This window comes from Streptomyces sp. NBC_00647, from assembly GCF_045207245.1.
GTDB lineage: Bacteria > Actinomycetota > Actinomycetes > Streptomycetales > Streptomycetaceae > Streptomyces.
Window position 1 is genome coordinate 3,067,459 of sequence record NZ_CP109040.1, and the last position, 23,572, is coordinate 3,091,030.

17 protein-coding genes and 1 tRNA gene are annotated in these 23,572 nt (G+C 69.6%); 11 read left to right on the forward strand and 7 right to left on the reverse strand.

Going from position 1 to position 23,572, the window contains the following annotated elements; genetic code table 11:
• Positions 1-2: 2 nt before the first annotated feature.
• Both OG788_RS13565 and OG788_RS13570 read right to left on the reverse strand, forming a co-directional pair.
• Positions 3-137 carry an SPW_0924 family protein gene (locus OG788_RS13565; RefSeq protein ID WP_351550740.1) on the reverse strand — a complete coding sequence of 45 codons (135 nt, stop codon included), beginning with the start codon at positions 135-137 and terminating at the stop codon, positions 3-5.
• A gap of 190 nt (positions 138-327) precedes the next feature.
• Positions 328-2,040 (reverse strand): lytic murein transglycosylase, encoded by a 1,713-nt coding sequence (locus OG788_RS13570; protein WP_406370989.1) that lies wholly within the window; start codon positions 2,038-2,040, stop codon positions 328-330.
• 246 nt (positions 2,041-2,286) lie between these two features.
• Here OG788_RS13570 and OG788_RS13575 point away from each other — a divergent pair, with 246 nt between their 5' ends.
• On the forward strand, positions 2,287-3,141 hold the full coding sequence (locus tag OG788_RS13575; protein WP_406370991.1) for a DUF4184 family protein: 855 nt from the start codon (positions 2,287-2,289) through the stop codon (positions 3,139-3,141).
• 19 nt (positions 3,142-3,160) lie between these two features.
• Here OG788_RS13575 and OG788_RS13580 read toward each other — a convergent pair whose 3' ends face one another.
• Together OG788_RS13580 and polA are read right to left on the reverse strand one after the other, a co-directional pair.
• A complete protein-coding gene (locus tag OG788_RS13580) occupies positions 3,161-3,754 on the reverse strand; it encodes a hypothetical protein (protein WP_406370992.1) in 594 nt (197 codons plus the stop codon).
• Positions 3,755-4,034: 280 nt separating this feature from the next.
• Entirely contained in the window at positions 4,035-6,761 is a 2,727-nt protein-coding gene (gene polA / locus OG788_RS13585; protein ID WP_406370994.1) for a DNA polymerase I, read from the reverse strand.
• A gap of 169 nt (positions 6,762-6,930) precedes the next feature.
• Here polA and OG788_RS13590 point away from each other — a divergent pair, with 169 nt between their 5' ends.
• From OG788_RS13590 to OG788_RS13620, 7 genes are all read left to right on the forward strand, one after another.
• Positions 6,931-9,210, forward strand: coding sequence for an FdhF/YdeP family oxidoreductase (locus OG788_RS13590; RefSeq protein WP_406370995.1), 2,280 nt, complete (start codon positions 6,931-6,933; stop codon positions 9,208-9,210).
• A 61-nt stretch (positions 9,211-9,271) separates the two neighbouring features.
• On the forward strand, positions 9,272-9,733 hold the full coding sequence (locus tag OG788_RS13595) for a PaaI family thioesterase (RefSeq protein WP_406370997.1): 462 nt from the start codon (positions 9,272-9,274) through the stop codon (positions 9,731-9,733).
• Between the two features lie 1,611 nt (positions 9,734-11,344).
• Positions 11,345-12,550 carry a branched-chain amino acid ABC transporter substrate-binding protein gene (locus tag OG788_RS13600; protein WP_406376742.1) on the forward strand — a complete coding sequence of 402 codons (1,206 nt, stop codon included), beginning with the start codon at positions 11,345-11,347 and terminating at the stop codon, positions 12,548-12,550.
• Positions 12,551-12,743: 193 nt separating this feature from the next.
• Positions 12,744-13,676 carry a branched-chain amino acid ABC transporter permease gene (locus OG788_RS13605; protein WP_266757596.1) on the forward strand — a complete coding sequence of 311 codons (933 nt, stop codon included), beginning with the start codon at positions 12,744-12,746 and terminating at the stop codon, positions 13,674-13,676.
• Positions 13,677-13,681: 5 nt separating this feature from the next.
• Positions 13,682-15,451: a branched-chain amino acid ABC transporter permease gene (locus OG788_RS13610; RefSeq protein WP_406376743.1), complete on the forward strand. Its 1,770-nt coding sequence runs from the start codon at positions 13,682-13,684 to the stop codon at positions 15,449-15,451.
• A 5-nt stretch (positions 15,452-15,456) separates the two neighbouring features.
• Positions 15,457-16,506, forward strand: coding sequence for an ABC transporter ATP-binding protein (locus OG788_RS13615; protein WP_406370999.1), 1,050 nt, complete (start codon positions 15,457-15,459; stop codon positions 16,504-16,506).
• Positions 16,503-17,219, forward strand: a complete 717-nt coding sequence (locus OG788_RS13620) for an ABC transporter ATP-binding protein (RefSeq protein WP_266757602.1) — start codon at positions 16,503-16,505, stop codon at positions 17,217-17,219. The genes OG788_RS13615 and OG788_RS13620 overlap by 4 nt, the downstream gene beginning before the upstream one ends.
• Positions 17,220-17,355: 136 nt before the next feature.
• On the opposite strand, the gene OG788_RS13625 is transcribed toward OG788_RS13620, so the two are convergent.
• A complete protein-coding gene (locus OG788_RS13625; protein ID WP_351550767.1) occupies positions 17,356-18,012 on the reverse strand; it encodes a response regulator in 657 nt (218 codons plus the stop codon).
• A 101-nt stretch (positions 18,013-18,113) separates the two neighbouring features.
• Between OG788_RS13625 and OG788_RS13630 the strand changes: the two genes are divergently transcribed.
• Together OG788_RS13630 and OG788_RS13635 are read left to right on the forward strand one after the other, a co-directional pair.
• Positions 18,114-18,196: transfer RNA gene (locus tag OG788_RS13630), tRNA-Leu, on the forward strand.
• A gap of 87 nt (positions 18,197-18,283) precedes the next feature.
• Positions 18,284-19,072 (forward strand): helix-turn-helix domain-containing protein, encoded by a 789-nt coding sequence (locus tag OG788_RS13635; RefSeq protein ID WP_406371001.1) that lies wholly within the window; start codon positions 18,284-18,286, stop codon positions 19,070-19,072.
• 28 nt (positions 19,073-19,100) lie between these two features.
• Here OG788_RS13635 and pyk read toward each other — a convergent pair whose 3' ends face one another.
• Positions 19,101-20,537 carry a pyruvate kinase gene (gene pyk / locus OG788_RS13640; RefSeq protein ID WP_356757627.1) on the reverse strand — a complete coding sequence of 479 codons (1,437 nt, stop codon included), beginning with the start codon at positions 20,535-20,537 and terminating at the stop codon, positions 19,101-19,103.
• 242 nt (positions 20,538-20,779) lie between these two features.
• Positions 20,780-21,550, reverse strand: a complete 771-nt coding sequence (locus OG788_RS13645; RefSeq protein WP_406371003.1) for an SIMPL domain-containing protein — start codon at positions 21,548-21,550, stop codon at positions 20,780-20,782.
• Between the two features lie 137 nt (positions 21,551-21,687).
• Here OG788_RS13645 and OG788_RS13650 point away from each other — a divergent pair, with 137 nt between their 5' ends.
• Positions 21,688-23,493 carry a bifunctional metallophosphatase/5'-nucleotidase gene (locus OG788_RS13650; RefSeq protein WP_406371005.1) on the forward strand — a complete coding sequence of 602 codons (1,806 nt, stop codon included), beginning with the start codon at positions 21,688-21,690 and terminating at the stop codon, positions 23,491-23,493.
• The last annotated feature ends 79 nt before the right edge of the window (positions 23,494-23,572 follow it).

The window sequence follows — 23,572 nt, forward strand, 5'->3', positions numbered from 1 at the left end:
CGTCAGGGGTGCTTGGGGACGGTGGTGAGCATCGGCTTCGGCGAGGTGTGGCCGGCCGGCGAGCCCATGGCCGTGATGGTCAGGACCAGCGCGAATGCCACGGCGAGACCGGTCGCGGCGGCGATGAGGGCACGCATGCGGGCCTCCCGAGGGCCAGGAGCTGATACATCGTCAGGTCCGGCACCGTAGCAACGGCGGGCCGAGATGAGAACACGTCGCGCAGACAACGGACCGGGATCGGATCAGGAACGCAGCGGGGCGCCCCTCCGGCGTGAGTGGAGGGGCGCCCCGGGGACGCTCACGGGCCGCGCGGTGGGCGGCCCGGGGCTACGAAGCGGCGGCGGCCACCGTCAGTTCGACGGTGAGGGTCGCTCCGCCCGTGGTGGTGATGCGGAGGAGGTAGGTGCCGGCGGTGTCGTCGGCGTACAGCTTCGGCAGCTTGAGCAGGCCGTCGGCGTCGGTGGTCAGGTCCGTGAGGGTGCGTACGGTCTTGCCGTCCGCGTCCTTGAAGTAGGGGCCCTTGTCGTTCTCGCCTGTGTCGTCGGCGGACTTGATCAGGGTCGCGGTGGCGGCGACCTTGCCCGCGACGGCGCCCTTGTAGGTGGCCTTCACCTCGACCTGGTCGGCGAACTCGCCGCCCGGCACACAGGTCAGCGCGGTGTCGCCGGTGCGGGCGAGGGTGTCGGCCTGGCGGGCGGTGACGGTCGCGGTGTAGTCGAGGCCGGACATGACGCGGCCCACGACGGTGGCGCGGACGGTGAAGTCGCCGGTCTTCTCGCCGGCCACGAGCGCGGGCGCGGCGGCGGTGCCGAGCTTGTCGGTGACGACGGTGGCGACGTTCTCGCCGCCGGTGAAGACGGCGTCGGTGTCCCCGATGATCGTGAACCGGACGCGGACCTTGGCCACGGCCTTGTCGTCGTCGTCCTCGGTGCGGACGACGACCTTGTGCGCGAACGTGTCGCCCGCCGTCGCCGTGAGCGTCCCGGTGTCCGCGTCCGCCAGGTGGTCCACCGTCTCGGTGGGCGTCGGCGTGGTGGTGGGCGGGCTCGTCGGGGGCGGCGTCGCGGGCGGGGTCGGGGTGGAGGGCGGCGTCGACGGGGCGGGCGGGGTCGGCTTCGGGGCGGGGCTCTTGGGACCGCCGCCCGGCGTGTGGCCGGCCGGCGGGGAGGGCACCGGTGGCGTGGGGCTCGGTGTGGTGGTGCCGTCGCTGTTGTGCGAGGGCAGCGTGCCCGTGCCGTCCGGCACCTCGTGCGTGCCCTTGCGGTAGTACTGCAGCCACGACAGGACGGTGTGGAGGTAGGCCGTCGAGTTGTTGTAGCTGAGGATCGAGGCGTTCATCTGCGACTGGACCGACATGTCGTGGTCGAAGCGGCACAGGTAGTGCCCGGCGGCGAGCGCCGCGTCGTAGATGTTGTTGGGGTCCTTCTTGCCGTCGCCGTTGCCGTCGCGGCCCGCCCACTCCCAGGTGGAGGGGATGAACTGCATGGGGCCCACCGCGCGGTCGTACGTGCTGTCGCCGTCGTAGGCGCCGTTGTCGGTGTCGTGGATGCTGGCGAAGCCGTTGCCGTTCAGGACCGGGCCCAGGATCGGCGACAGGGTGGTGCCGTTCGCGTCGACGCGGCCGCCGCGGGCCTGGCCCGACTCGACCTTGCCGATCGCGGCGAGGAGCTGCCAGGGCAGGTTGCAGGTGGGCTTGGACTCGCGCAGCGACGCCTCGGCCTGCTTGTAGGCGTCCAGCACCGTCGCGGGGATGCCCGCCTCGGCGGAGCCCGCGGCGGCGGGTGCGCCACCCCCCGTGGTCGGCGCGGGGTTCGGGCTCTCCAGCGGCGGAAGATCGGTGAAGTAGCGCGAGTTGCCGGTCGCGGTTCCGTCGCCCGTGTCGTTCACGTCCTGGCCCGTGTCGGCACCGGCCGACTGTCTGCCGTGGTCGTCGACGGTCACTCCCGGGGCCTGGGAGGCGGACAGAGCCGCGACCGCGGCCGCGGCCACAGCGGTGGTTGCCGCGCCCTTGCGCAGCCTCCTGCCGAATTGCGCCGCCATCGATTGAACCCCTCCCACGGACGACCGGCCCAGCCCGCCGTCTCTCAGATCCCAGTGCGCTTCCGCCGCTTCCCGGCCGTGCTCCCCGGCACGGCGACCCAGGCGACCCTACGACAACTTCCTTCGCGCGGGGACCCGTTCGCGCCCGGTATTCACCAGTTGGCCATGAGCCGTCGTCCCGCATACTGGCCGCCAGTGATCAACGGGCCGGACATACCCGGCCAACAACAGCCGCAGGGAGACGACTTGCCCTTCACTCTCAGTCACGCGGCGGCCGTACTGCCCGCCGTACGCGGGGACGGAACCGGTCGTGGCCGACTGATTCCCGCCGTTCTCGTGGCCGGTTCCTTCGCGCCCGACCTGACCTACTACGCGGCGAGCGTGCTGCCCGGGGCGATGGAGTTCGGCGGCTTCACCCACGCGTTCACCGGAGTGTTCACCGTCGACGTGCTCATCGCGTGGGCGCTGGTGGGTGCCTGGCTGGTGCTGCGCGAACCGCTCGTGGCACTGATGCCCGTGGCACGGCAGGGGCGCACCGCGCGGCTCCTGCGCTGCGGGGCCACGCGCGAGCCGGTACGCGCGCCGATGGTTCTGTGGTGGTACGTCTCGGCGGCGGTCGGCGCGCTGACGCACGTGGTGTGGGACGCGTTCACGCATCACGACCGGTGGGGGACGCGGCTCTTCCCCGTCCTCGGGCGGGACCTCGCGGGCTCGCCGCTCTACTGGTACGTCCAGTACGGCAGTTCGGCGGTGGCGGCCGTCGTGATCGTGACGTTCGTGGTGCTGGCACTGCGCCGCACGCCGCACGGGCCGGCCGTGGGCGTGCCCGTGCTGTCGGCGGCCGACCGATGGCTGGCCGTTGCCGTGATCGGGTGCTGTGCGCTGGTGGCGGCGGTGCAGCGGGCGCTGCGCTGGTGGGTGTACTGGGGGTCCGTCGCGAAGCCGTGGGAGCTGATTCCGACGCTGTGTTTCGGCGGCGGCGCGGGCCTGGTCCTCGGCCTCGGCCTGTACGCCGCCGCGGTCAGGGTGTGGCGTCCCGCCCCCGCTCGCCCCGGCACGGCGGCGTCCCGCCCGGAGCCCAGCCGTCCCGCTCCCCGCTGACCCGGGGCTGCCGTTCGGATCATGCCCCGGACGCGGAGCCGGGACCCGGGAGCAGACCACGTCCACGGCTGAAGCCGCGGTGCACGGCCCGGGCGATGCGTTCGATCGCGCGGATCCCGTGGGCCGCCGCCGGGTGCGCCGTCGTCGGTTGTGCCGCTGTCGGATGTGCCGGTGTCGGATGTGCCGGTGTCGGATGTGCCGGTGTCGGATGTGCCGGTGTCGGATGTGCCGGTGTCGGGTTGTCGTACGACAGGACGACGATGCGATAAGTGCGGGCGGGACCGGTGAAGGCGCCGGTGCCGTGCACGCGGCGCCCGTGCGCGGCCCGGGGCTGCCGGCCGTCCTCGATGTGCGCCTTGGGGCCGCGCAGCACGCGGGAGGGCGCACCCAGGCGTGCCGACAGCGCCGCCCTCAGATCGCGGGGCGTCCGGAGGGTGCGGTCCGGTCGACGGGGGGAACGGCCGACCGGGGGCAGCTGGGCGGTGCCCGCTTCCGCGGCGACCGCGGGTACCGGCGCGAACAGCGCCGGGACGACGGCCGCGGTCACCGTCACGGTCGCGACCACGACGGTCGTGGCCATGGCCTTACGGCGGTGGAGCGTGCGTATACCCATGCCCGCATCCTTACGGGACCCTTCGGCGCCCGGCCCCTTTGCGAGGGCCACGCGAGTGACGGTTCGCTCCGGAACAGCGGAAAGCGCGTGGGAGCGCGGAAACCGCCCCGCGGCGGATCCGCCGCGGCCGTGGCCGTACGGGCCTCACGCGGGACGTCCGCCGCGGCAGCGGGTTCAGCGGCGACCGGGCGCGGGGGTTCCTCGGCGCGGACACGCGTGCCCGGCACCTGACGGTGCCGGGCACGCGCTCCTGGGCGAAGGCTGCGGTGAGCGGCGGACGCTAGTGCGCCGCGGACTCCCAGTCCGGGCCCGAACCGACGGAGACGTCCAGCGGTGCCCGGAGCTGGACGGCGGACGCCATCTCGCGGCGCAGCAGCTCCTCTGTCCTCTCCCGCTCGCCGGGGGCGATCTCCAGGACGATTTCGTCATGGACCTGGAGGAGCATGCGGGATGTGAGCTTCGCCTCGCGCAGCGCCCGGTCCACATTGAGCATCGCGATCTTGACGATGTCTGCGGCCGTGCCCTGGATGGGCGCGTTGAGCGCCATGCGCTCGGCCGCCTCGCGGCGCTGCCGGTTGTCGCTGTTGAGATCCGGCAGATAGCGGCGGCGCCCGAAGAGCGTCGCGGTGTAGCCCGTCGCGCGGGCCTCGTCGACCACCCGACGCAGATAGTCCCGCACGCCGCCGAAGCGCTCGAAGTACGTGTCCATCAGCGCACGGGCCTCGCCCGCCTCGATGTTCAGCTGCTGGGAGAGGCCGAAGGCCGACAGTCCGTAGGCGAGGCCGTACGACATCGCCTTGATCTTGCGGCGCATCTCGGCGTCGACCGCGGACCGCTCCACGGAAAACACCTGGGAGGCCACGGTGGTGTGCAGGTCCTCGCCGGAGGCGAACGCCTCCAACAGGCCCTCGTCCTCGGACAGATGGGCCATCACCCGCAGCTCGATCTGGCTGTAGTCCGCCGTCATGAGGGACTCGAAGCCCTCACCGACCACGAAGCCGCAGCGGATCGCGCGGCCCTCGTCCGTGCGGACCGGGATGTTCTGCAGGTTCGGATCGGTCGACGACAGACGGCCGGTCGCCGCGACCGTCTGGTTGTAGGTGGTGTGGATGCGGCCGTCCGCGGCGATCGACTTGATCAGGCCCTCGACGGTGACGCGCAGCTTGGCCTGCTCCCGGTGGCGGAGCATGATCACGGGCAGTTCGTTCTCGGTCTGCGCCGCGAGCCAGGCCAGGGCGTCCGCGTCCGTCGTGTAACCCGTCTTGGTCTTCTTCGTCTTCGGCAGGGCCAGCTCGCCGAAGAGGACCTCCTGGAGCTGCTTGGGCGAGCCCAGGTTGAACTCGTGCCCCGCGGCCGCGTGCGCCTCCTTCACGGCCTGCTGCACGGCCCCGGCGAACATCTGCTCCATGGCCTCCAGATGCGCCCGGTCCGCCGCGATGCCGTGCCGCTCCAGGCGCGCCAGCAGGCTGGACGTGGGCAGCTCCATGTCGCGCAGCAGGTCGGCCGCGCCGACCTCCTGGAGCTTCTCCCCGAACGCCTCGCCCAGGTCGAGGATCGTGCGGGCCTGCGCCATCAGCGCGTCGGCCTCGGCCTGCTCGTCCGTGCCGAAGGCGAGCTGCCCGTCGGCCGCGGCGGCGGGGCCGAGCTCCCGCCCCAGATACTCCAGCGACAGCGCGTCCAGCGCGAAGGAGCGGCGGCCCGGCTTGACCAGATAGGCGGCCAGCGCGGTGTCCATGGTCACGCCCTCGATGGTCCAGCCGTGCTCGGCGAAGACCCGCATCGCGCCCTTGGCGCTGTGCATGACCTTGTGCTTCCCGGGGTCGGCGAGCCACGTCGCGAACGCGTTCTCGTCGGACTCGTCCAGCTGGGACGGGTCGAACCAGGCGGCCGCGCCCGCACCGGCCGCGAGGGCCACCTCGGCGACGGCACCCGTGCCCAGCGCCCACGAGTCGACCGTGGACACGCCCAGAACCGCCGTGCCGTGCTCGGCGAGCCACGGCTTCAGCTCACCCGCGCCGAGCACCGTGCCGTCGATCTCGACACCCTCGGCGACGGGCCGTGTCTCCTCGGCCTCCGCGGCCCCCGGGTCCACCGCGAGCAGCCGCTCGCGCAGCGAGGGGTTACGGATCTCCAGGGTGTCCAGGACCATCGCGAGGGCCGTACGGTCGTACGCGGCCCGCTCCAGGTCGGCGACCGTCCGGGGCAGCTCGACGTCCTTGACCATCTCGGTGAGCCGGCGGTTGAGCTTCACCGCCTCAAGGTGGTCGCGCAGGTTCTGCCCGGCCTTGCCCTTGACCTCGTCGACGCGCTCGACCAGCTCCGCGAACGAACCGAACTGGTTGATCCACTTCGCGGCCGTCTTCTCGCCGACCCCGGGGATGCCCGGCAGGTTGTCCGACGGGTCGCCGCGCAGCGCCGCGAAGTCGGGGTACTGCGCCGGCGTCAGCCCGTACTTCTCGAAGACCTTCTCCGGAGTGAACCGGGTCAGCTCGGAGACACCCTTCGTCGGGTACAGCACCGTCGTGTGCTCGGAGACCAGCTGGAAGGAGTCGCGGTCGCCGGTGACGATCAGCACGTCGAAGCCATCGGCCTCGGCCTGGGTGGCGAGCGTCGCGATGATGTCGTCGGCCTCGAAGCCGTCCACCGCGAACCGCTGCGCGTGCATCGCGTCCAGCACCTCGCCGATCAGCTCGACCTGCCCCTTGAACTCGTCCGGGGTCTTCGACCTGTTCGCCTTGTACTCGGTGAACTCCTCGGAGCGCCAGGTCTTGCGCGAGACGTCGAACGCCACCGCGAAGTGCGTGGGCGACTCGTCGCGCAGCGTGTTCGCCAGCATCGACGCGAAACCATAGATGGCGTTCGTCGGCTGGCCCGTCGCGGTGGTGAAGTTCTCGGCGGGCAGCGCGAAGAACGCGCGGTAGGCCAGCGAGTGCCCATCCATGAGCATCAGCCGCGGACGGCCCGTACCTGCGGTTTTCTCGGTCTTCTTCGATGCTGTTTCTGCCACGCCCCCGATCCTGCCACGCCCCACCGACATCGAGAGCCCTCCCGGCCCGGCACGCTCCCGCCCGGCCCGCGGTCCCACGGCCCCCCACCTTCGCTGTCGGCCGCGCGTGCGAGGATCGCAGCGGTACGAGGAGACGCACACCGAGGTGCGCACGCGAAGGGGTTCAGCGATGGCCAGCAAGCCGCCGAAAAGCGATCCGGTCCAGGACGCGCCGCGGGTCGCCGACCCCAAGCACGCGGCGGCCGGGCTGCCCGCCATCGGACACACCCTGCGCATCGCCCAGCAGCAGATGGGCGTGCGCCGCACCGCGCTCACCCTCCTTCGCGTCAACCAGAAGGACGGCTTCGACTGCCCGGGCTGCGCCTGGCCCGAGCCGGAGCACCGGCACACGGCGGAGTTCTGCGAGAACGGCGCGAAGGCGGTCGCCGAGGAGGCGACCCTGCGCCGGGTGACCCCGGACTTCTTCGCCGCGCACCCCGTCTCCGACCTCGCCGGCCGCAGCGGCTACTGGCTCGGCCAGCAGGGGCGCCTCACGCACCCCATGTACCTCCCCGAGGGCGCCGACCACTACGAGCCCATCGGCTGGGAGCGCGCCTTCGACATCGTCGCCGAGGAACTCGCGGCGCTCGGCTCCCCCGACGAGGCCCTCTTCTACACCTCGGGCCGCACCAGCAACGAGGCCGCCTTCCTCTACCAGCTGTTCGCCCGCGAACTCGGCACGAACAACCTGCCGGACTGCTCGAACATGTGCCACGAGTCCTCGGGCTCCGCCCTCAACGAGACCATCGGCATCGGCAAGGGCAGCGTCCTGCTCGACGACCTCTACCGGGCGGACCTGATCATCGTCGCCGGGCAGAACCCGGGCACGAACCACCCGCGCATGCTCTCGGCCCTGGAGAAGGCCAAGGCGAACGGCGCCCGGATCATCACGGTCAACCCGCTCCCCGAAGCGGGCATGGAGCGCTTCAAGAACCCGCAGACCCCCCAGGGCATGATCAAGGGCGCCGCGCTCACCGACCTCTTCCTGCAGATCCGCCTCGGCGGCGACCAGGCCCTCTTCCGCCTGCTGAACAAGCTGATCCTCGCCACCGAAGGCGCCGTCGACGAGACGTTCGTCGCCGAGCACACCCACGGGTTCGAGGAGTTCGCCCAGGCCGCGAGCGCCGCCGACTGGGACGAGACACTCACCGCGACCGGCCTCACCCGCGACGAGATCGACGAGGCCCTCACCATGGTCCTCGCCTCCGAGCGCACCATCGTGTGCTGGGCCATGGGCCTCACCCAGCACAAGCACTCCGTTCCGACGATCCGGGAAGTCGTCAACTTCCTCCTCCTGCGCGGCAACATCGGCCGCCCGGGCGCCGGCGTCTGCCCGGTGCGCGGTCACTCGAACGTGCAGGGCGACCGGACCATGGGCATCTTCGAGCGCCCCGCCCCGGCCTTCCTCGACGCCCTGGAGAAGGAGTTCGGCTTCGCCCCGCCCCGGGAGCACGGCTACGACGTCGTACGGGCCATCCGCGCGCTGCGCGACGGCGAGGCCAAGGTCTTCTTCGCCATGGGCGGCAACTTCGTCTCCGCGTCCCCCGACACCGACGTCACCGAGGCGGCCATGCGACGCGCCCGGCTGACCGTGCACGTCTCCACCAAGCTGAACCGCTCGCACGCCGTCACGGGCGCGCGTGCCCTCATCCTGCCCACCCTCGGACGCACCGAGCGCGACCTCCAGGGCAGCGGCGAGCAGTTCGTGACCGTCGAGGACTCCATGGGCATGGTGCACGCCTCACGGGGCCGCCTGGAGCCAGCGAGCCCGCATCTGCTGTCCGAACCCGCCATCGTGGCCCGCCTCGCCCGCCGGGTCCTCGGCGAACGCAGCCGCACCCCCTGGGAGGAGTTCGAGAAGGACTACGCGAGCATCCGCGACCGCATCGCGCGCGTGATCCCCGGCTTCCAGGACTTCAACGCCCGCGTGGCCGACCCGGCCGGCTTCGCCCTCCCGCACGCCCCCCGCGACGAGCGCCGCTTCCCGACGGCCACCGGCAAGGCCAACTTCACCGCCGCGCCCGTCGAGTACCCCGAGCTCCCCGAGGGCCGCCTGCTGCTGCAGACCCTGCGCTCCCACGACCAGTACAACACCACCATCTACGGACTCGACGACCGATACCGGGGCATAAAGAACGGCCGCCGGGTCGTCCTCGTCAACCCCGAGGACGCACGCCGGCTGAAGCTCGCGGACGGCTCGTACGTCGACCTGGTCGGCGAATGGAAGGACGGCGTGGAGCGGCGCGCGCCCGGCTTCCGCGTCGTGCACTACCCGACCGCCCGGGGCTGCGCGGCCGCCTACTACCCCGAGACCAACGTCCTGGTCCCCCTCGACGCGACCGCCGACACCAGCAACACCCCTGCCAGCAAGTCCGTGGTCGTCCGTCTGGAACAATCGACAGCCGACTGAGCGTTCGCTCAGCGAGGAGAAACCACGACGAAGTGGTCCACGACGAACGGAGCCCGGCCCCATGGGCGAACAGCACACCGTGAAGTTCCCGCAAGAGGTCCTCGACGAGTACGCCGCGCTCGGCGTCGATCTGCCCGCGCTGTTCTCCGCGGGCCACCTCGGCAACCGCATGGGCGTCCAGATCGTCGAAGCCTCCGCGGACCGCGTCGTGGGCACCATGCCCATCGAGGGCAACACCCAGCCCTACGGCCTCCTGCACGGAGGAGCCTCCGCCGTCCTCGCCGAGACCATCGGCTCCGTCGGCGCCATGCTCCACGGCGGCATCACCAAGATCGCCGTCGGCGTCGACCTGAACTGCACCCACCACCGCGGCGTCCGCTCCGGCCTCGTCACCGGCGTCGCCACCCCCGTCCACCGCGGCCGCACCTCGGCGACGTACGAGATCGCCATCACCGACGAGGACGGCAAGCGCGTCTGCAGCGCCCGCCTCACCTGCATCCTCAAGGACGCACCCCAGGGCTGACACCTCCGGGACCCTGGCCGCATCTCTCCACCCCCTCCGGGGCCCCTCGGGGCCTCACGGAGCCTCACGAAGCCATCGAGGGGCCCTCAGGGGCCGCCCGAGGGAGGGAACCGCCCCCAGCGCCGGCGGGAACACACGGGGCCCGCCCGGGAGCGCCCACCTCCCGGGCACCCGGCTCCCCGGCTTGCGGCTTGCGGCTTGCGGCTTGCGGCTTGCGGCTTGCGGCTTGCGGCTTGCGGCCAGCCCGGGGCGCGCCCCGGACGCCCACCCCCCCCGGACGCCCAACCCCCCGGGCTCCCAGCACCCGGACGCCCGGCCCGGGAAGCCCGGCCTCGGGACATCCCGACCCGGCACCACACCCCGGGACCGGACCCGGCCCCTGGGCCAGGCCTCGGGGCCCGCCTCGGAAGCCCGGCCCCGGAAGCCCGGGCGCGCCCCGGAAGCCCGGCCTCGAAGGCCTGGCCCCGCCCCGGGCGCCCGACTCCCCGCCCCGCAGCGCCCATTGGCGGAGCCACACCCTCCCGCCCGGCGTGAGACACGGCCGGCATCGGGCCCGTCGAGCCGCGTCCCCCGCGAACCCGCCGGTCCCACAAGGACGCCCCCGCCGACGTCCCGAGGCCGAACCCCGCACGCCCCGGCACCCGTTGGTCCGCACTCCCGCGCTCGCGCCGGCGCCTCGCCCAGGCCCCGATCATCATCGCGACCGCAACGGCCGCCCACCTCACCCCTGCGCCCCGCCCCGCCCGCCCGGGCCACTCCGCACCCCTGCCCGCGGCCCGCCAGTGTCACCGCCCTCGACCACAAGGGCCGCGGCCCGCGCCGACCTCCTTCCGCTTCGAGGCCGGCACCGCCCGCGGCGCCCCCGTGACAGTCCACCAAATGGGCACCGGACCAACCCAGTTGAGCGCCGCCACCACACCCCGGCTGCCACTGACAGTAAGGGCCGGAAATCCCCGCATGATCACGGTACGTATCTCCGTATACGAGTGCGCCCCGCCTGCCGCCCGCCATCGAGCTCCCCCGCCTCGACCTGCCCATCAGCAACAAGACAGCACAGCAACAGCAAAGCTTTCTCTTCGGCGACACCTGCCCACACGCCCTGCGGACCGGCCTGGGCGCCCCTCCGCTTCCCCAACCCGCCCTCCCCCACACCCACTTCACCCGGCCAAGACACCCGCGACCGCCTCACCTGGCAGTAACACTCGGTTACCTCTGCCGTAACGAAGCAATGCCCACGCCGCGAGGTGCCCCGCACCACGCCCCCCGCGACACACCTCCACGGCGCCGCACCCCCGGCTTCCGCTCTCCGCCACGAACCCGGAACAGGGCGTTCTCAGCATGCGAACACACAACCGCCTCCGACCAGCACACCGAAATGCTCCGATCGTCCGCCCCACACCTCCGAGGGCTCCCCCCGCATAACAAGAGCGTCACAGCCTTCCCTACGCTCCTCCCCACTCCCCCTACCTGCGCTTATAGTCACGGCCAGTCACCGCGCCGCCGGGCGCGTCACTGCACGGCCCTGCTTCATCCAGTACGGCCCGGCGAGACACACGGCCCCCACCCTGGGGTGCCGCGCCAGGGAGAGGATTCAACGTGCGACAGCGTTCTATGGTCATACTCACCGCCGTGCTCACTACAGGAGCACTCACGCTGACCGCCTGCGGCTCGCGCGACGACAGCGGCGAAGGCAAGGGCGACAGCAAGACCGAGATCATCATCGGCGTCGACGCCCCGCTGACCGGTCAGAACTCCGCCACCGGCCTCGGCATCCAGGGCGGCGTCCAGATCGCCGTCGACGACGCCAACAAGAACAACACCGTTCCCGGCGTGACCTTCAAGGTCAAGGCGCTCGACGACAAGGCCATCCCGGCTTCCGGCCAGGCCAACGCCACCCAGCTCGTCCAGAACGAGAAGGTCCTCGGCGTCGTCGGCCCGCTGAACTCCGGCGTCGCCACCCAGATGCAGCAGGTCTTCGACACCGCCGGCCTGGTCGAGATCTCGCCGTCCAACACGGCTCCCGAGCTCACCCAGGGCAAGAACTGGCAGACCGAGAAGACCCGCCCGTTCAAGACCTACTTCCGTACCGCCACCACCGACGCCCTCCAGGGCGGCTTCGCGGCCGAGTACGCCTACAACACGCTGAAGAAGCGCAAGGTGTACGTGGTCGACGACAAGCAGACCTACGGCGCCGGCCTCGCCAAGCTCTTCAAGGCCGGCTTCACCAAGGCCGGCGGCAAGGTCGCGGGCGAGGACCACGTCAACACCGGCGACACGGACTTCTCGTCCCTCGTCACCAAGATCAAGAACGCCAAGGCCGACCTCGTCTACTACGGCGGCCAGTACGACGAGTCGGAGAAGCTCACCAAGCAGCTCAAGGACGGCGGCGTCAAGGTCCCGCTGTTCGGCGGTGACGGCATGTTCACCCCGACCTACATCGAGACCGCCGGCAAGACCTCCGAGGGCGACCTCGTCACCTCGGTCGGCCAGCCCGTCGACTCCCTGCCCTCCGCCGCCGACTTCATCAAGAAGTACAAGGCCTCCGGCCTCAAGGGCGACTACGGCACCTACGGTGGCTACTCCTACGACGCCGCCACGGCCATCATCAAGGCCATCGGCAACGTCGTGAAGGACGGCAAGATCCCGGACGGCGCCCGCGCCAAGATCGTCGCCGAGGTCCAGAAGACCAAGTTCGACGGCATCGCCGGCCCCGTCTCCTTCGACGAGTACGGCGACACCAACAACAAGCAGCTCACCGTCTACCAGGTCGTCGACGGCAAGTGGAAGGCCGTCAAGAGCGGTACGGCCAAGGGCTGATCCGCACCACCCGGGCCACTCCGGCGGACAGGTCCGAATCCAGGCACGGCGCCCCAGCGGCACCGCACGCCCGGACCGTCCGCCGGACAGGCCCTCAGCACAACCTCAGGGCCGCGCGGCCACGACCACACGTCACCGCGCGGCCCGCTTCATACGCCCTGCTCAATTCTCCCCACCACATGGAGGCCATGCGGTGAACACCCTGCCGCAGCAGCTGGCCAACGGGCTGTTCCTCGGCTCGATGTACGGGCTGATCGCCATCGGCTACACGATGGTGTACGGCATCGTCCAGCTCATCAACTTCGCCCACGGCGAGATCTTCATGACCGGCGGCTTCGGCGCACTCACGGTCTACCTCTACGTTCTGCCAAACGGCACATCCATGTGGATAGCCCTCCCAGCGATGCTGATAGGCGGCGGAATCGTCTCCGTCCTCATCGCCGTCGGGGCCGAACGCTTCGCCTACCGACCACTGCGCGGAGCGCCACGCCTCGCCCCCCTCATCACCGCCATCGGTCTGTCCCTCGCCCTGCAGCAGGTCGTCTTCAACGGGTACCCGGACGCCAAGACCGACATCACGTTCCCGCAGCTCCCCTTCGGGCCCCTGCACATCGGCTCCGTCAGCATCCAGAGCGGCAGCGTCTTCGTCATCATCGCCGCCCCCCTCTGCATGGCGGCCCTCGCCCTGTTCGTCAGCCTCTCCCGCACCGGCCGCGCCATGCAGGCCACCGCGCAGGACCCTGACACCGCACAGCTCATGGGCATCGACACCAACCGCATCATCGTCATCGCCTTCGCCATCGGCGGCTTCTTCGCCGCCGTCGCAGCCGTCGCCTACGGCCTGCGCTACGGCACGGTGAAGTACGACATGGGCTTCCAGATGGGCCTCAAGGCCTTCACCGCGGCCGTCCTCGGCGGCATCGGCAACATCTACGGCGCCATGATCGGCGGCCTCGTCCTCGGCCTCGCCGAGACCATGGCCACCAGCTACATCGACGGCATCCCGGGCATGCAGCAGCTCGGCGGCGGCGGCTGGTCCTCCGTCTGGGCCTTCGTACTCCTCATCCTCGTACTGCTGTTCAGGCCACAAGGCCTAGTCGGCGAACGCGTCGCGGACAGGGCGTGAGCACCATGGCAACCGAGACCACCACCACCGAGCGCGGCCTGATCGCACTCCCCGAGAGCGCCGCCCGCGCCCTCATCGCCTTCGGCGCCCTCGCCACCGTCGCCAGCACGTTCATGTCCTGGACCTACACGTCCGCCTTCCCCGGGGACCTCACCTACTACGGCTCCCCGGCCGGACTCCAGATCCTGGCCCTCGTCGCCGGCGCGCTCACCCTCCTCTTCACCCTGACCCTCTGGAACGTCCGCGGCCTCGGCTGGCTCAACCCGGCGGGCGCCACCCAGCCCGTCGTCCTCGCCGCCACCTCCGCGTTCGCCGTCAGCTGGTTCAGCGCCATCGCCATCGCGGTCGACCTCAAGGGCCTCGTCGCACTCGACCCCGGCGCCTACGTCGCCGCCGTCGGCTCCCTGATCGCCCTCCTCGGCACCCTGGCACTCCCCAAGCCCGGTGACACCTTCAAGGACTACGTCACCAAGCCCGACCTCATCCCCCCGGCCGCCAAAATGGCCGGCTGGGGCGAGCGCCTCGTCATCACCGGCGCCACCGCGTTCGCGCTGATCGTCTTCACCTACGGCATCGGCGTCGACCCCGACGCGAGCGAAACGTTCCTGGGCTACCTGCTCCTCGTCGTATTCGGCACCTGGGCCCTGCTCACCGCCGGACTCTTCGACCGCTTCGCCCAACTGAACGCCCGCCACAAGGGATTCGCGACCACCATGGCGTTCCTCGCCGCGGCGGTCTTCCCCTTCGTCGAGAACAACGAGCACAACGCCAACCTCGGCGTGAACATCCTCGTCGTCGGAACCGTCGCCCTCGGCCTCAACATCGTCGTCGGCCTCACCGGACTCCTCGACCTCGGATACGTCGCCTTCCTCGGCGTCGGCGCCTACGCCGCAGCCCTCGTATCCGGCTCCGAGTTCTCCCGCTTCGCCGGCGTCCAGTTCCCCTTCTGGGCCGCCATGCTCACCGGTATGGCCGCATCGCTCGTCTTCGGCGTCCTCATCGGCGCTCCCACCCTGCGACTGCGCGGCGACTACCTCGCCATCGTGACCCTGGGCTTCGGAGAGATCTTCCGCATCGCCGTCAACAACATGGACGGCGTCTCCGGACCCAACATCACCAACGGCCCCAACGGCATCTCCATGATCCCGGACCTCAACATCCTCGGGTTCAACTTCGGTGCCGCCCACGCGATCGGCGGCATCACCCTCGGCCGCTTCGCGAACTACTTCCTGCTGATGCTGCTCATCACCGGACTCGTCGTCGTCGTGTTCAACCGCGCCGCCGACTCCCGGATCGGCCGCTCCTGGATCGCCATCCGCGAGGACGAGACCGCCGCCACCGCCATGGGCATCAACGGCTTCCGCGTCAAGCTGATCGCCTTCGCCCTCGGCGCCTCCCTCGCCGGCCTCGCCGGAACGGTCAGCGCCCACGTCGGCTACAGCGTCAACCCCGCCCCGTACCAGTTCGCCGGCTCCGTGCCCCCGAACTCCGCGTTCCTCCTCGCCGCGGTCGTCCTCGGCGGCATGGGCACCGTCAACGGACCCATCCTCGGCGCCACCCTGCTCTACCTCCTCCCCGAGAAGCTCAGCTTCCTCAAGGAGTACGAGCTCCTCGCCTTCGGCATCGCGCTCGTCATCCTCATGCGCTTCCGCCCCGAGGGCATCATCGCCAACCGCCGCCGCCAGCTCGAATTCCACGAAGGCGACGACAGCATCCACATCCCCGAACAAGGCCTGCCCGACTCCACCGTCGGCGTCACCAAGGCAGGGGCGTAACCAACATGACCACCACCACAGCCCCCAGCCCCGTCCTCGAAGCCACCGGCGTCACCATGCGCTTCGGCGGCCTCACCGCCGTACGCAACGTCGACCTCACCGTCAACGCCGGAGAGATCGTCGGCCTCATCGGCCCCAACGGCGCGGGCAAGACCACCTTCTTCAACTGCCTCACCGGCCTCTACGTCCCCACCGAGGGCAAGGTCGCCTACAAGGGCACGGTGCTGCCCCCCAAGCCGCACCTGGTCACCAGCGCCGGCATCGCCCGCACCTTCCAGAACATCCGGCTCTTCGCCAACATGACCGTCCTGGAGAACGTGCTCGTCGGACGCCACACCCGCACCAAGGAAGGCCTCTGGTCCGCCCTCCTCCGCGGCCCCGGCTTCCGCAAGGCCGAGGCGGCCTCCCGCGAACGCGCCATGGAACTGCTGGAGTTCATCGGCCTCGCCCACAAGGCCGACCACCTCTCCCGCAACCTCCCCTACGGCGAGCAGCGCAAGCTGGAGATCGCGCGAGCCATGGCGAGCGAGCCGGGCCTCCTCCTCCTGGACGAGCCCACCGCCGGCATGAACCCCCAGGAAACCCGCGCGACCGAAGAACTCGTCTTCGCCATCCGCGACCGGGGCATCGCCGTCCTCGTCATCGAGCACGACATGCGCTTCATCTTCAACCTGTCCGACCGCGTGGCCTGCCTCGTCCAGGGCGAAAAGCTCGTCGAGGGAACGTCCGACGTCGTCCAGGGCGACGAGCGCGTCATCGCCGCCTACCTCGGCACCCCCTTCGAGGGCGCACCCGGCGAAGAAGAACTCGCCGAGGTCGAAGCCGCCGAAGCCGCCGCCGAGACCCCGGTCGCGGCCGCGGAAGCCGCGGAGACCGAGGAAGCCGAAGAGACCGCCGAAGCCGCGGAATCCGAGGAAGCCCCCGAGGCCGAAGGAACAGCCGACGCCCCCGAGGCCGACGACTCCGACGCCCCCGAAGCCTCCGAGGCACCCACCGCGTCCGACGACTCCGACGCACAGGGCAGCAGCACCAGCAAGGAAGGAAACGCCCAGTGACCGCACTGCTCGAGGTCGAAGACCTCAAGGTCGCCTACGGCAAGATCGAAGCCGTCAAGGGCATCTCCTTCACCGTCGAAGCCGGCCAGATCGTCACCCTCATCGGCACCAACGGCGCCGGCAAGACGACGACCCTGCGCACCCTCTCCGGGCTCCTCAAGCCCAGCGGAGGCCGCATCCTCTTCGACGGCCAGCCCCTCGCCAACGTCCCCGCCCACAAGATCGTCGCCCTCGGACTCGCACACTCCCCCGAGGGACGCCACATCTTCCCCCGCCTCACCATCACGGAGAACCTCCAGCTCGGAGCGTTCCTCCGCACGGACAAGGCGGGCATCGAGAAGGACATCCAGCGCGCCTACGACCTCTTCCCCATCCTGGGAGAACGCCGTAAGCAGGCCGCAGGCACCCTCTCGGGCGGCGAACAGCAGATGCTCGCCATGGGACGCGCCCTCATGTCCCAGCCCAAACTGCTCATGCTCGACGAACCCTCCATGGGCCTCTCGCCGATCATGATGCAGAAGATCCTCGCCACCATCGCCGAACTCAAGGCGTCCGGCACGACCATCCTGCTCGTCGAGCAGAACGCCCAGGCGGCGCTCTCCCTCGCCGACCAGGCACACGTCATGGAGGTCGGCAGCATCGTCCTCTCCGGCACCGGCCAGGACCTGCTCCACGACGAGTCCGTCCGCAAGGCGTACCTCGGCGAGGACTGACACTTCCCCGCGACCCCACCGGTCGCACGAAGAGGCCCGCACCTCCGTCAGGGGTGCGGGCCTCTTCCGTCCGCTCTCATCCGCGGACACGACGCGGACGAGAGCTCTTCACCACTCTCTTCGACAGGACGCGGAACTAGCCCTTCGACGCCTTCTTCTCCTCGGCGTCCTCGATGACCGCCTCCGCGACCTGCTGCATCGACATACGACGGTCCATCGACGTCTTCTGGATCCAGCGGAACGCCGCCGGCTCCGTCAGCCCGTACTCCGTCTGCAGCACCGACTTCGCACGGTCCACCAGCTTCCGCGTCTCCAGACGCAGCGTGAGATCCGCGATCTCCTGCTCCAGCGCCTTCAGCTCCGCGAACCGGGACACCGCCATCTCGATCGCCGGCACCACGTCACTCTTGCTGAACGGCTTCACCAGGTACGCCATCGCACCCGCGTCACGGGCCCGCTCGACCAGGTCGCGCTGCGAGAACGCGGTGAGCATCAGGACCGGAGCGATGGACTCCTCGGCGATCTTCTCCGCCGCGGAGATGCCGTCGAGCTTCGGCATCTTCACATCGAGGATCACGAGGTCCGGCTTGTGCTCACGGGCCAGCTCGATGGCCTGCTCACCGTCACCCGCCTCACCTACGACGGTGTAGCCCTCTTCCTCGAGCATCTCTTTGAGGTCGAGACGGATCAGCGCCTCGTCCTCGGCGATGACGACACGGGTCGTCAGCGGAGGCACGTGCGACTTGTCGTCGTCGGGCGCGTCTACGGGCTGGGGCGACTCGGGGGCGGTCACGGGGGCTCCTCATTGCGGGCCGGGCAGGTAGTGCTGCTTAAGAAGACTACCTAGCGGCGGCGGGCTGCGATGACCCGGTATGCTTCCGCAGAGCCACTCACGCCGGGTTGGTGGAACGGCATACACGGAGGTCTCAAACACCTCTGCCTGAAAGGGCTTGCGGGTTCGAATCCCGCACCCGGCACAGTTCACCGCAAAGCGGAGGTCCACGTTCGCGTGGACCTCCGCTTTTTGCTGCACATGGTAGCGATCGGTGACTCAGGGTGGTCACATGAACGGCCATGGCACAGAGGTGCGACAGCATGCGATCACCCTGCTGCGTGACGGCGCCAAGAACGCGGACGTGGCACGAAGGCTCGGCGTCCCGCTGGGCACGATCGGCTACTGGAAGCACCTGGATCGCGCTGGGCGGGGTGAGTGCCCCGGAAGGCACGATCCGAGGTGCCCCCGCTGCCACGGTCGAGAGCTGGACGCTGCCGCCTACAGCTACTTGCTGGGACTGTACCTGGGCGACGGCCACATCAGTCACTACTCCCAGCACCGCGTCCCCAACCTCATGATCACCTGTTGTGGGTCGTGGCCAGGCCTAATGGATCTCTGCGAGCGGGCCATGCACGCCGTCTTCCCTGACAACTCCGTCTGCCGCGTACGCAAGACCGGCTGCCGCAACATCAAGGTCTACTCAACGCATCTGCCCTGCCTCTTCCCCCAGCACGGTCCCGGCAAGAAGCACGAGCGCCCCATCGCCCTCGAACCCTGGCAGCAGGAGATCGTCGATGCCCACCCCTGGGAGTTCGTCCGGGGGTTGATCCACTCCGACGGCTGCCGCATCACCAACTGGACCACCCGGCTCGTCGGCGGTGAGCGCAAGCGCTACGAGTACCCCCGGTACTTCTTCACCAATGTCTCGGACGACATCCGGCAGCTCTACACCGACACCTTGGACAAGCTCGGCATCGACTGGACCCACTGCACCCGCCATGGGAACCCGTACAACATCTCGGTCGCCAAAAAGGCTTCCGTAGCCCTCATGGACACCCACGTCGGCCCCAAATACTGACCAGCGACGGAGAAGGCCCCTCTGCCGGCTACTTGGGGCTGTCGTCCTCGCCGATGTGGTGGACGCGGACGAGGTTCGTGGAGCCGGAGACGCCGGGCGGGGAGCCTGCGGTGATCACGACGATGTCACCCTTGGCGCAGCGGCCGTACTTGAGGAGGAGTTCGTCGACCTGGTCGACCATGGCGTCGGTGGAGTCGACGTGGGGGCCGAGGAAGGTTTCGACGCCCCAGGTGAGGTTGAGTTGGGAGCGGGTGGCGGGGGTGGGGGTGAAGGCGAGGAGGGGGATCGGGGAGCGGTAGCGGGAGAGGCGGCGGACGGTGTCGCCGGACTGGGTGAAGGCGACGAGGAATTTGGCGCCGAGGAAGTCGCCCATTTCGGCTGCGGCGCGGGCGACGGCTCCGCCCTGGGTGCGGGGTTTGTTGCGTTCGGTCAGGGGCGGGAGGCCCTTGGCGAGGATGTCCTCTTCGGCCGCTTCGATGATGCGGGCCATGGTCTTGACGGTTTCGATGGGGTATTTGCCGACGCTGGTCTCACCGGAGAGCATGACGGCGTCGGTGCCGTCGATGACGGCGTTGGCGACGTCGGAGGCTTCGGCGCGGGTGGGGCGGGAGTTGTCGATCATCGAGTCGAGCATCTGGGTGGCGACGATGACCGGTTTGGCGTTGCGCTTGGCCAGCTTGATCGCGCGCTTCTGGACGATCGGGACCTGTTCCAGGGGCATTTCGACGCCGAGGTCGCCGCGGGCGACCATGATGCCGTCGAAGGCGGCGACGATGTCGTCGATGTTGTCGACGGCCTGGGGTTTTTCGACTTTGGCGATGACGGGGAGGCGGCGGCCTTCTTCGTCCATGATGCGGTGGACTCCGTCGATGTCCTTGCCGCTTCTGACGAAGGAGAGGGCGATGACGTCGAAGCCGGTGCGCAGGGCCCAGCGGAGGTCTTCCTCGTCCTTTTCGGAGAGGGCGGGGACGGAGACGGCGACGCCGGGGAGGTTGAGGCCTTTGTGGTCGGAGACCATGCCGCCTTCGATGACGGTGGTGTGGACGCGGGGTCCGTCGACGGTGGTGACTTCGAGGCAGACTTTGCCGTCGTCGACGAGGATGCGTTCACCGGGAGTGACGTCGGTGGCGAGTCCGTCGTAGGTGGTTCCGCAGGTCTGGCGGTCGCCTTCGGCGCCTTCTTCGACGGTGATGGTGAAGGTGTCTCCGCGTTCAAGGAGTACGGGGCCTTCGGTGAAGCGGCCGAGTCGGATCTTCGGGCCTTGAAGGTCGGCGAGGATGCCGACGCTGTGGCCGGTCTCGTCGGAGGCCTTTCGGACGTGCCGGTAGCGCTCCTCGTGTTCGGCGTGGGTGCCGTGGCTGAGGTTGAAGCGGGCTACGTCCATTCCGGCTTCGACCAGGGCTTTGATCTGGTCGTACGAGTCGGTGGCGGGGCCCAATGTACAGACGATCTTTGCTCGGCGCATGGTTCGAGCCTAGGCCTTACCGGTCGGTAGAGAATTGGTCGCGCATGACTACTCAACAACCTTTGCGTGAAGGGTTATTGACAACTGTTGAATTGTGCGCCGGGGTGCTCCGATGAGCGGGGGGCGGCTCCCGGTGCGACGGGGTGCGTCGTTCTGTCCGGTGTCCGTCCAGTATCCGTCGGTCGTGCGGTGGGTGCGTGACAGAGCCGTCCGGTGACTTTCCGTGATTCTTCTCGGGGTGGCTAGAGCCGGGGTGGGGCCATGGTGAAGCGGGCGTTGACCTGGGCGTGGACGTGTTGGCGTTGGGGTTCGAGGTCGAGGGGGGCGGGTTCGTCCTCGGTGGGGCCGCCGCCGTAGGCGGATCTGCGTGTGGCGCGGCTGGACTGGGCGGCGAGGGCGTAGGGGTGGGTGTCTTCGGCGCCGATGTCGGCGAGTTCGACGAGGGCGGTGAGGGTGGTGTCGAGTGCTTCGGCGTATTCGCGGGCGCGTTGGACGGCTTCGCGGACGGCTTGCCGGCGTGCGTCGCGGTGGGCGGGTGAGTCGGGGCGGAGGGCCCACCAGGGGCCGTCGACCTGGGTGAGGTCGAGGTCGGCGAGGGCGGTGGTGAGTTCGCCGAGTGCGGTGAAGTCGGTGAGTTCGGCGTTGATGTGGACGTGTCCGTGGTAGGTGCGGACGCGTTCTCCGCGGCCGTGTCGGCCGAGTTCCGGGCTGATGGTGAAGGCGCCGGTTTCGAGGCGTTCGACGGCGTCGCCGTAGGTTTTGACGAGGTCGAGGGCGAGGGTGTTGCGGCGGGTGAGGTCGGCGAGGGCTTCGCGGCGGTCTTTGCCGCGGGCGCTGACGGAGATGCCGATGCGGGCGATCTCGGGGTCGACTTCGAGGTGGGCTTCGCCGCGGACGGCGATGCGGGGGGTGTCGGGGGTGCCGTAGGGGACGGCGGGTGGGGTGTGTGGGGTGGCTGGTTCGGGTCGGGTGTCGGGGGTGGTGGCCGAATCGGGATCCGAGTTGGGGGTCATACGTCCCACTCTGTCACTGGACGGGGTGTGTGTGGTGCCGTGAGGTCATCAAATGGAAACCTCCTGGGCCTGTTGCGGGGGCCGGTGTTGGGGTCAGAATCTACGCGCGTCATCACCTTTCCCGAGGAGTTCCAGACATGCCGTTGAACCGCCGCAAGTTCCTGAAGAAGTCCGCCGTGACAGGTGCGGGGGTGGCGCTCGCGGGTGCGGCCGCGGCTCCGGCGGCGCAGGCCGCGGAAGCCAAGAAGGGCTCCAAGCCGGTGAAGCGGTACGAGCTGACGGTGATGGGCACGACCGATCTGCACGGTCACGTCTTCAACTGGGACTACTTCAAGGACGCGGAGTACTCGGACAAGGCGGGCAACGCGCAGGGTCTGGCGCGGATCTCGACGCTGGTGAACAAGATCCGTGAGGAGAAGGGGCGTTGCAACACGCTGCTCCTCGACGCGGGTGACACGATCCAGGGCACGCCGCTGACGTACTACTACGCGAAGGTGGATCCGATCACCGCCAAGGGTGGTCCGGTGCACCCGATGGCGCAGGCGATGAACGCGATCGGTTATGACGCGGTGGCGCTCGGGAACCACGAGTTCAACTACGGCATCGAGACGTTGCGGAAGTTCGAGTCGCAGTGTCGTTTCCCTCTGCTGGGCGCGAACGCGCTGGACGCGAAGACGCTGAAGCCGGCGTTCCCTCCGTACTTCATGAAGGAGTTCCACGTCCATGGTGCGCCGCCCGTGAAGGTGGCGGTGCTGGGTCTGACGAACCCGGGTATCGCGATCTGGGACAAGGCGTACGTGCAGGGCAAGTTGACGTTCCCGGGGCTGGAGGAGCAGGCGGCGAAGTGGGTGCCGAAGCTGCGGTCGATGGGTGCGGACGTGGTGGTCGTGTCGGCGCATTCCGGTTCGTCGGGGACGTCGTCGTACGGTGACCAGTTGCCGTATGTGGAGAATTCGGCGGCGCTGGTGGCTCAGCAGGTGCCGGGGATCGACGCGATCCTGGTGGGTCACGCGCATCTGGAGATCCCGGAGCTGAAGGTCACGAACACGGCGTCGGGCAAGACGGTCGTGCTGTCGGAGCCGCTGGCGTACGCGGAGCGGTTGTCGGTGTTCGACTTCGAGCTGGTCTTCGAGAAGGGGCGCTGGACGGTCGAGTCGGTGGCGGCGTCGGTGCGCAACACGAACGCGGTGGCGGACGACCCGAAGATCACGCGGCTGCTGAAGGACGAGCACGACGTGGTGGTGGCGTACGTCAACCAGGTGGTCGGTACGGCGACGGAGACGTTGACGACGGTGGAGGCGCGTTACAAGGACGCTCCGATCATCGATCTGATCACCAAGGTGCAGGAGGACGTGGTCAGGGCGGCGCTGGTGGGGACGCAGTACGCGTCGCTGCCGGTGATCGCGCAGGCGTCGCCGTTCTCGCGGACGTCGGAGATCCCGGCGGGGGATGTGACGATCCGGGATCTGTCGAGCCTGTACGTGTACGACAACACGCTGGTGGCGAAGGTGATGACGGGTGCGCAGGTGCGGGCGTACCTGGAGTACTCGGCGAACTACTTCGTGCAGACGGCCGCGGGTGCGGTGATCGACACGGAGAAGCTGACGAACGCGAACAACCGTCCTGACTACAACTACGACTATGTGTCGGGTCTCCAGTACGACATCGACATCGCGCAGGCCGAGGGTTCGCGGATCAAGAACCTGACGTACAACGGTGCGGCGCTGGCGGATGGCCAGCAGTTCGTGTTCGCGGTGAACAACTACCGCGCCAACGGCGGCGGTGCGTTCCCGCATGTGGCTTCGGCGACCGAGGTGTGGTCGGAGTCGACGGAGATCCGGACCCGGATCGCGGAGTGGGTGACGGCGAAGGGTTCGCTGGACCCGAAGGAGTTCGCGTCGGTGGACTGGAAGCTGACGCGTGACGGTACGCCCGTGTTCTAGGGCGGGCGGAGTTGGGTTGACGGCGTCGGCGCGGATTCTCGCGTCGGCGCCGTCGGCGTCGGGGCCCGCGTTGTCGTGC

What these genes read in the sequence shown, in the direction of transcription:
- OG788_RS13565 (WP_351550740.1), bottom strand. Translation starts at nt 137, where the DNA reads ATGCGTGCCCTCATCGCCGCCGCGACCGGTCTCGCCGTGGCATTCGCG.
- OG788_RS13570 (WP_406370989.1), bottom strand. Translation starts at nt 2,040, where the DNA reads ATGGCGGCGCAATTCGGCAGGAGGCTGCGCAAGGGCGCGGCAACCACC.
- OG788_RS13580 (WP_406370992.1), bottom strand. Translation starts at nt 3,754, where the DNA reads ATGGGTATACGCACGCTCCACCGCCGTAAGGCCATGGCCACGACCGTC.
- OG788_RS13590 (WP_406370995.1), top strand. Translation starts at nt 6,931, where the DNA reads ATGGCCAGCAAGCCGCCGAAAAGCGATCCGGTCCAGGACGCGCCGCGG.
- OG788_RS13595 (WP_406370997.1), top strand. Translation starts at nt 9,272, where the DNA reads ATGGGCGAACAGCACACCGTGAAGTTCCCGCAAGAGGTCCTCGACGAG.
- OG788_RS13600 (WP_406376742.1), top strand. Translation starts at nt 11,345, where the DNA reads ATGGTCATACTCACCGCCGTGCTCACTACAGGAGCACTCACGCTGACC.
- OG788_RS13610 (WP_406376743.1), top strand. Translation starts at nt 13,682, where the DNA reads ATGGCAACCGAGACCACCACCACCGAGCGCGGCCTGATCGCACTCCCC.
- OG788_RS13615 (WP_406370999.1), top strand. Translation starts at nt 15,457, where the DNA reads ATGACCACCACCACAGCCCCCAGCCCCGTCCTCGAAGCCACCGGCGTC.
- OG788_RS13635 (WP_406371001.1), top strand. Translation starts at nt 18,284, where the DNA reads ATGAACGGCCATGGCACAGAGGTGCGACAGCATGCGATCACCCTGCTG.
- pyk (WP_356757627.1), bottom strand. Translation starts at nt 20,537, where the DNA reads ATGCGCCGAGCAAAGATCGTCTGTACATTGGGCCCCGCCACCGACTCG.
- OG788_RS13645 (WP_406371003.1), bottom strand. Translation starts at nt 21,550, where the DNA reads ATGACCCCCAACTCGGATCCCGATTCGGCCACCACCCCCGACACCCGA.
- OG788_RS13650 (WP_406371005.1), top strand. Translation starts at nt 21,688, where the DNA reads ATGCCGTTGAACCGCCGCAAGTTCCTGAAGAAGTCCGCCGTGACAGGT.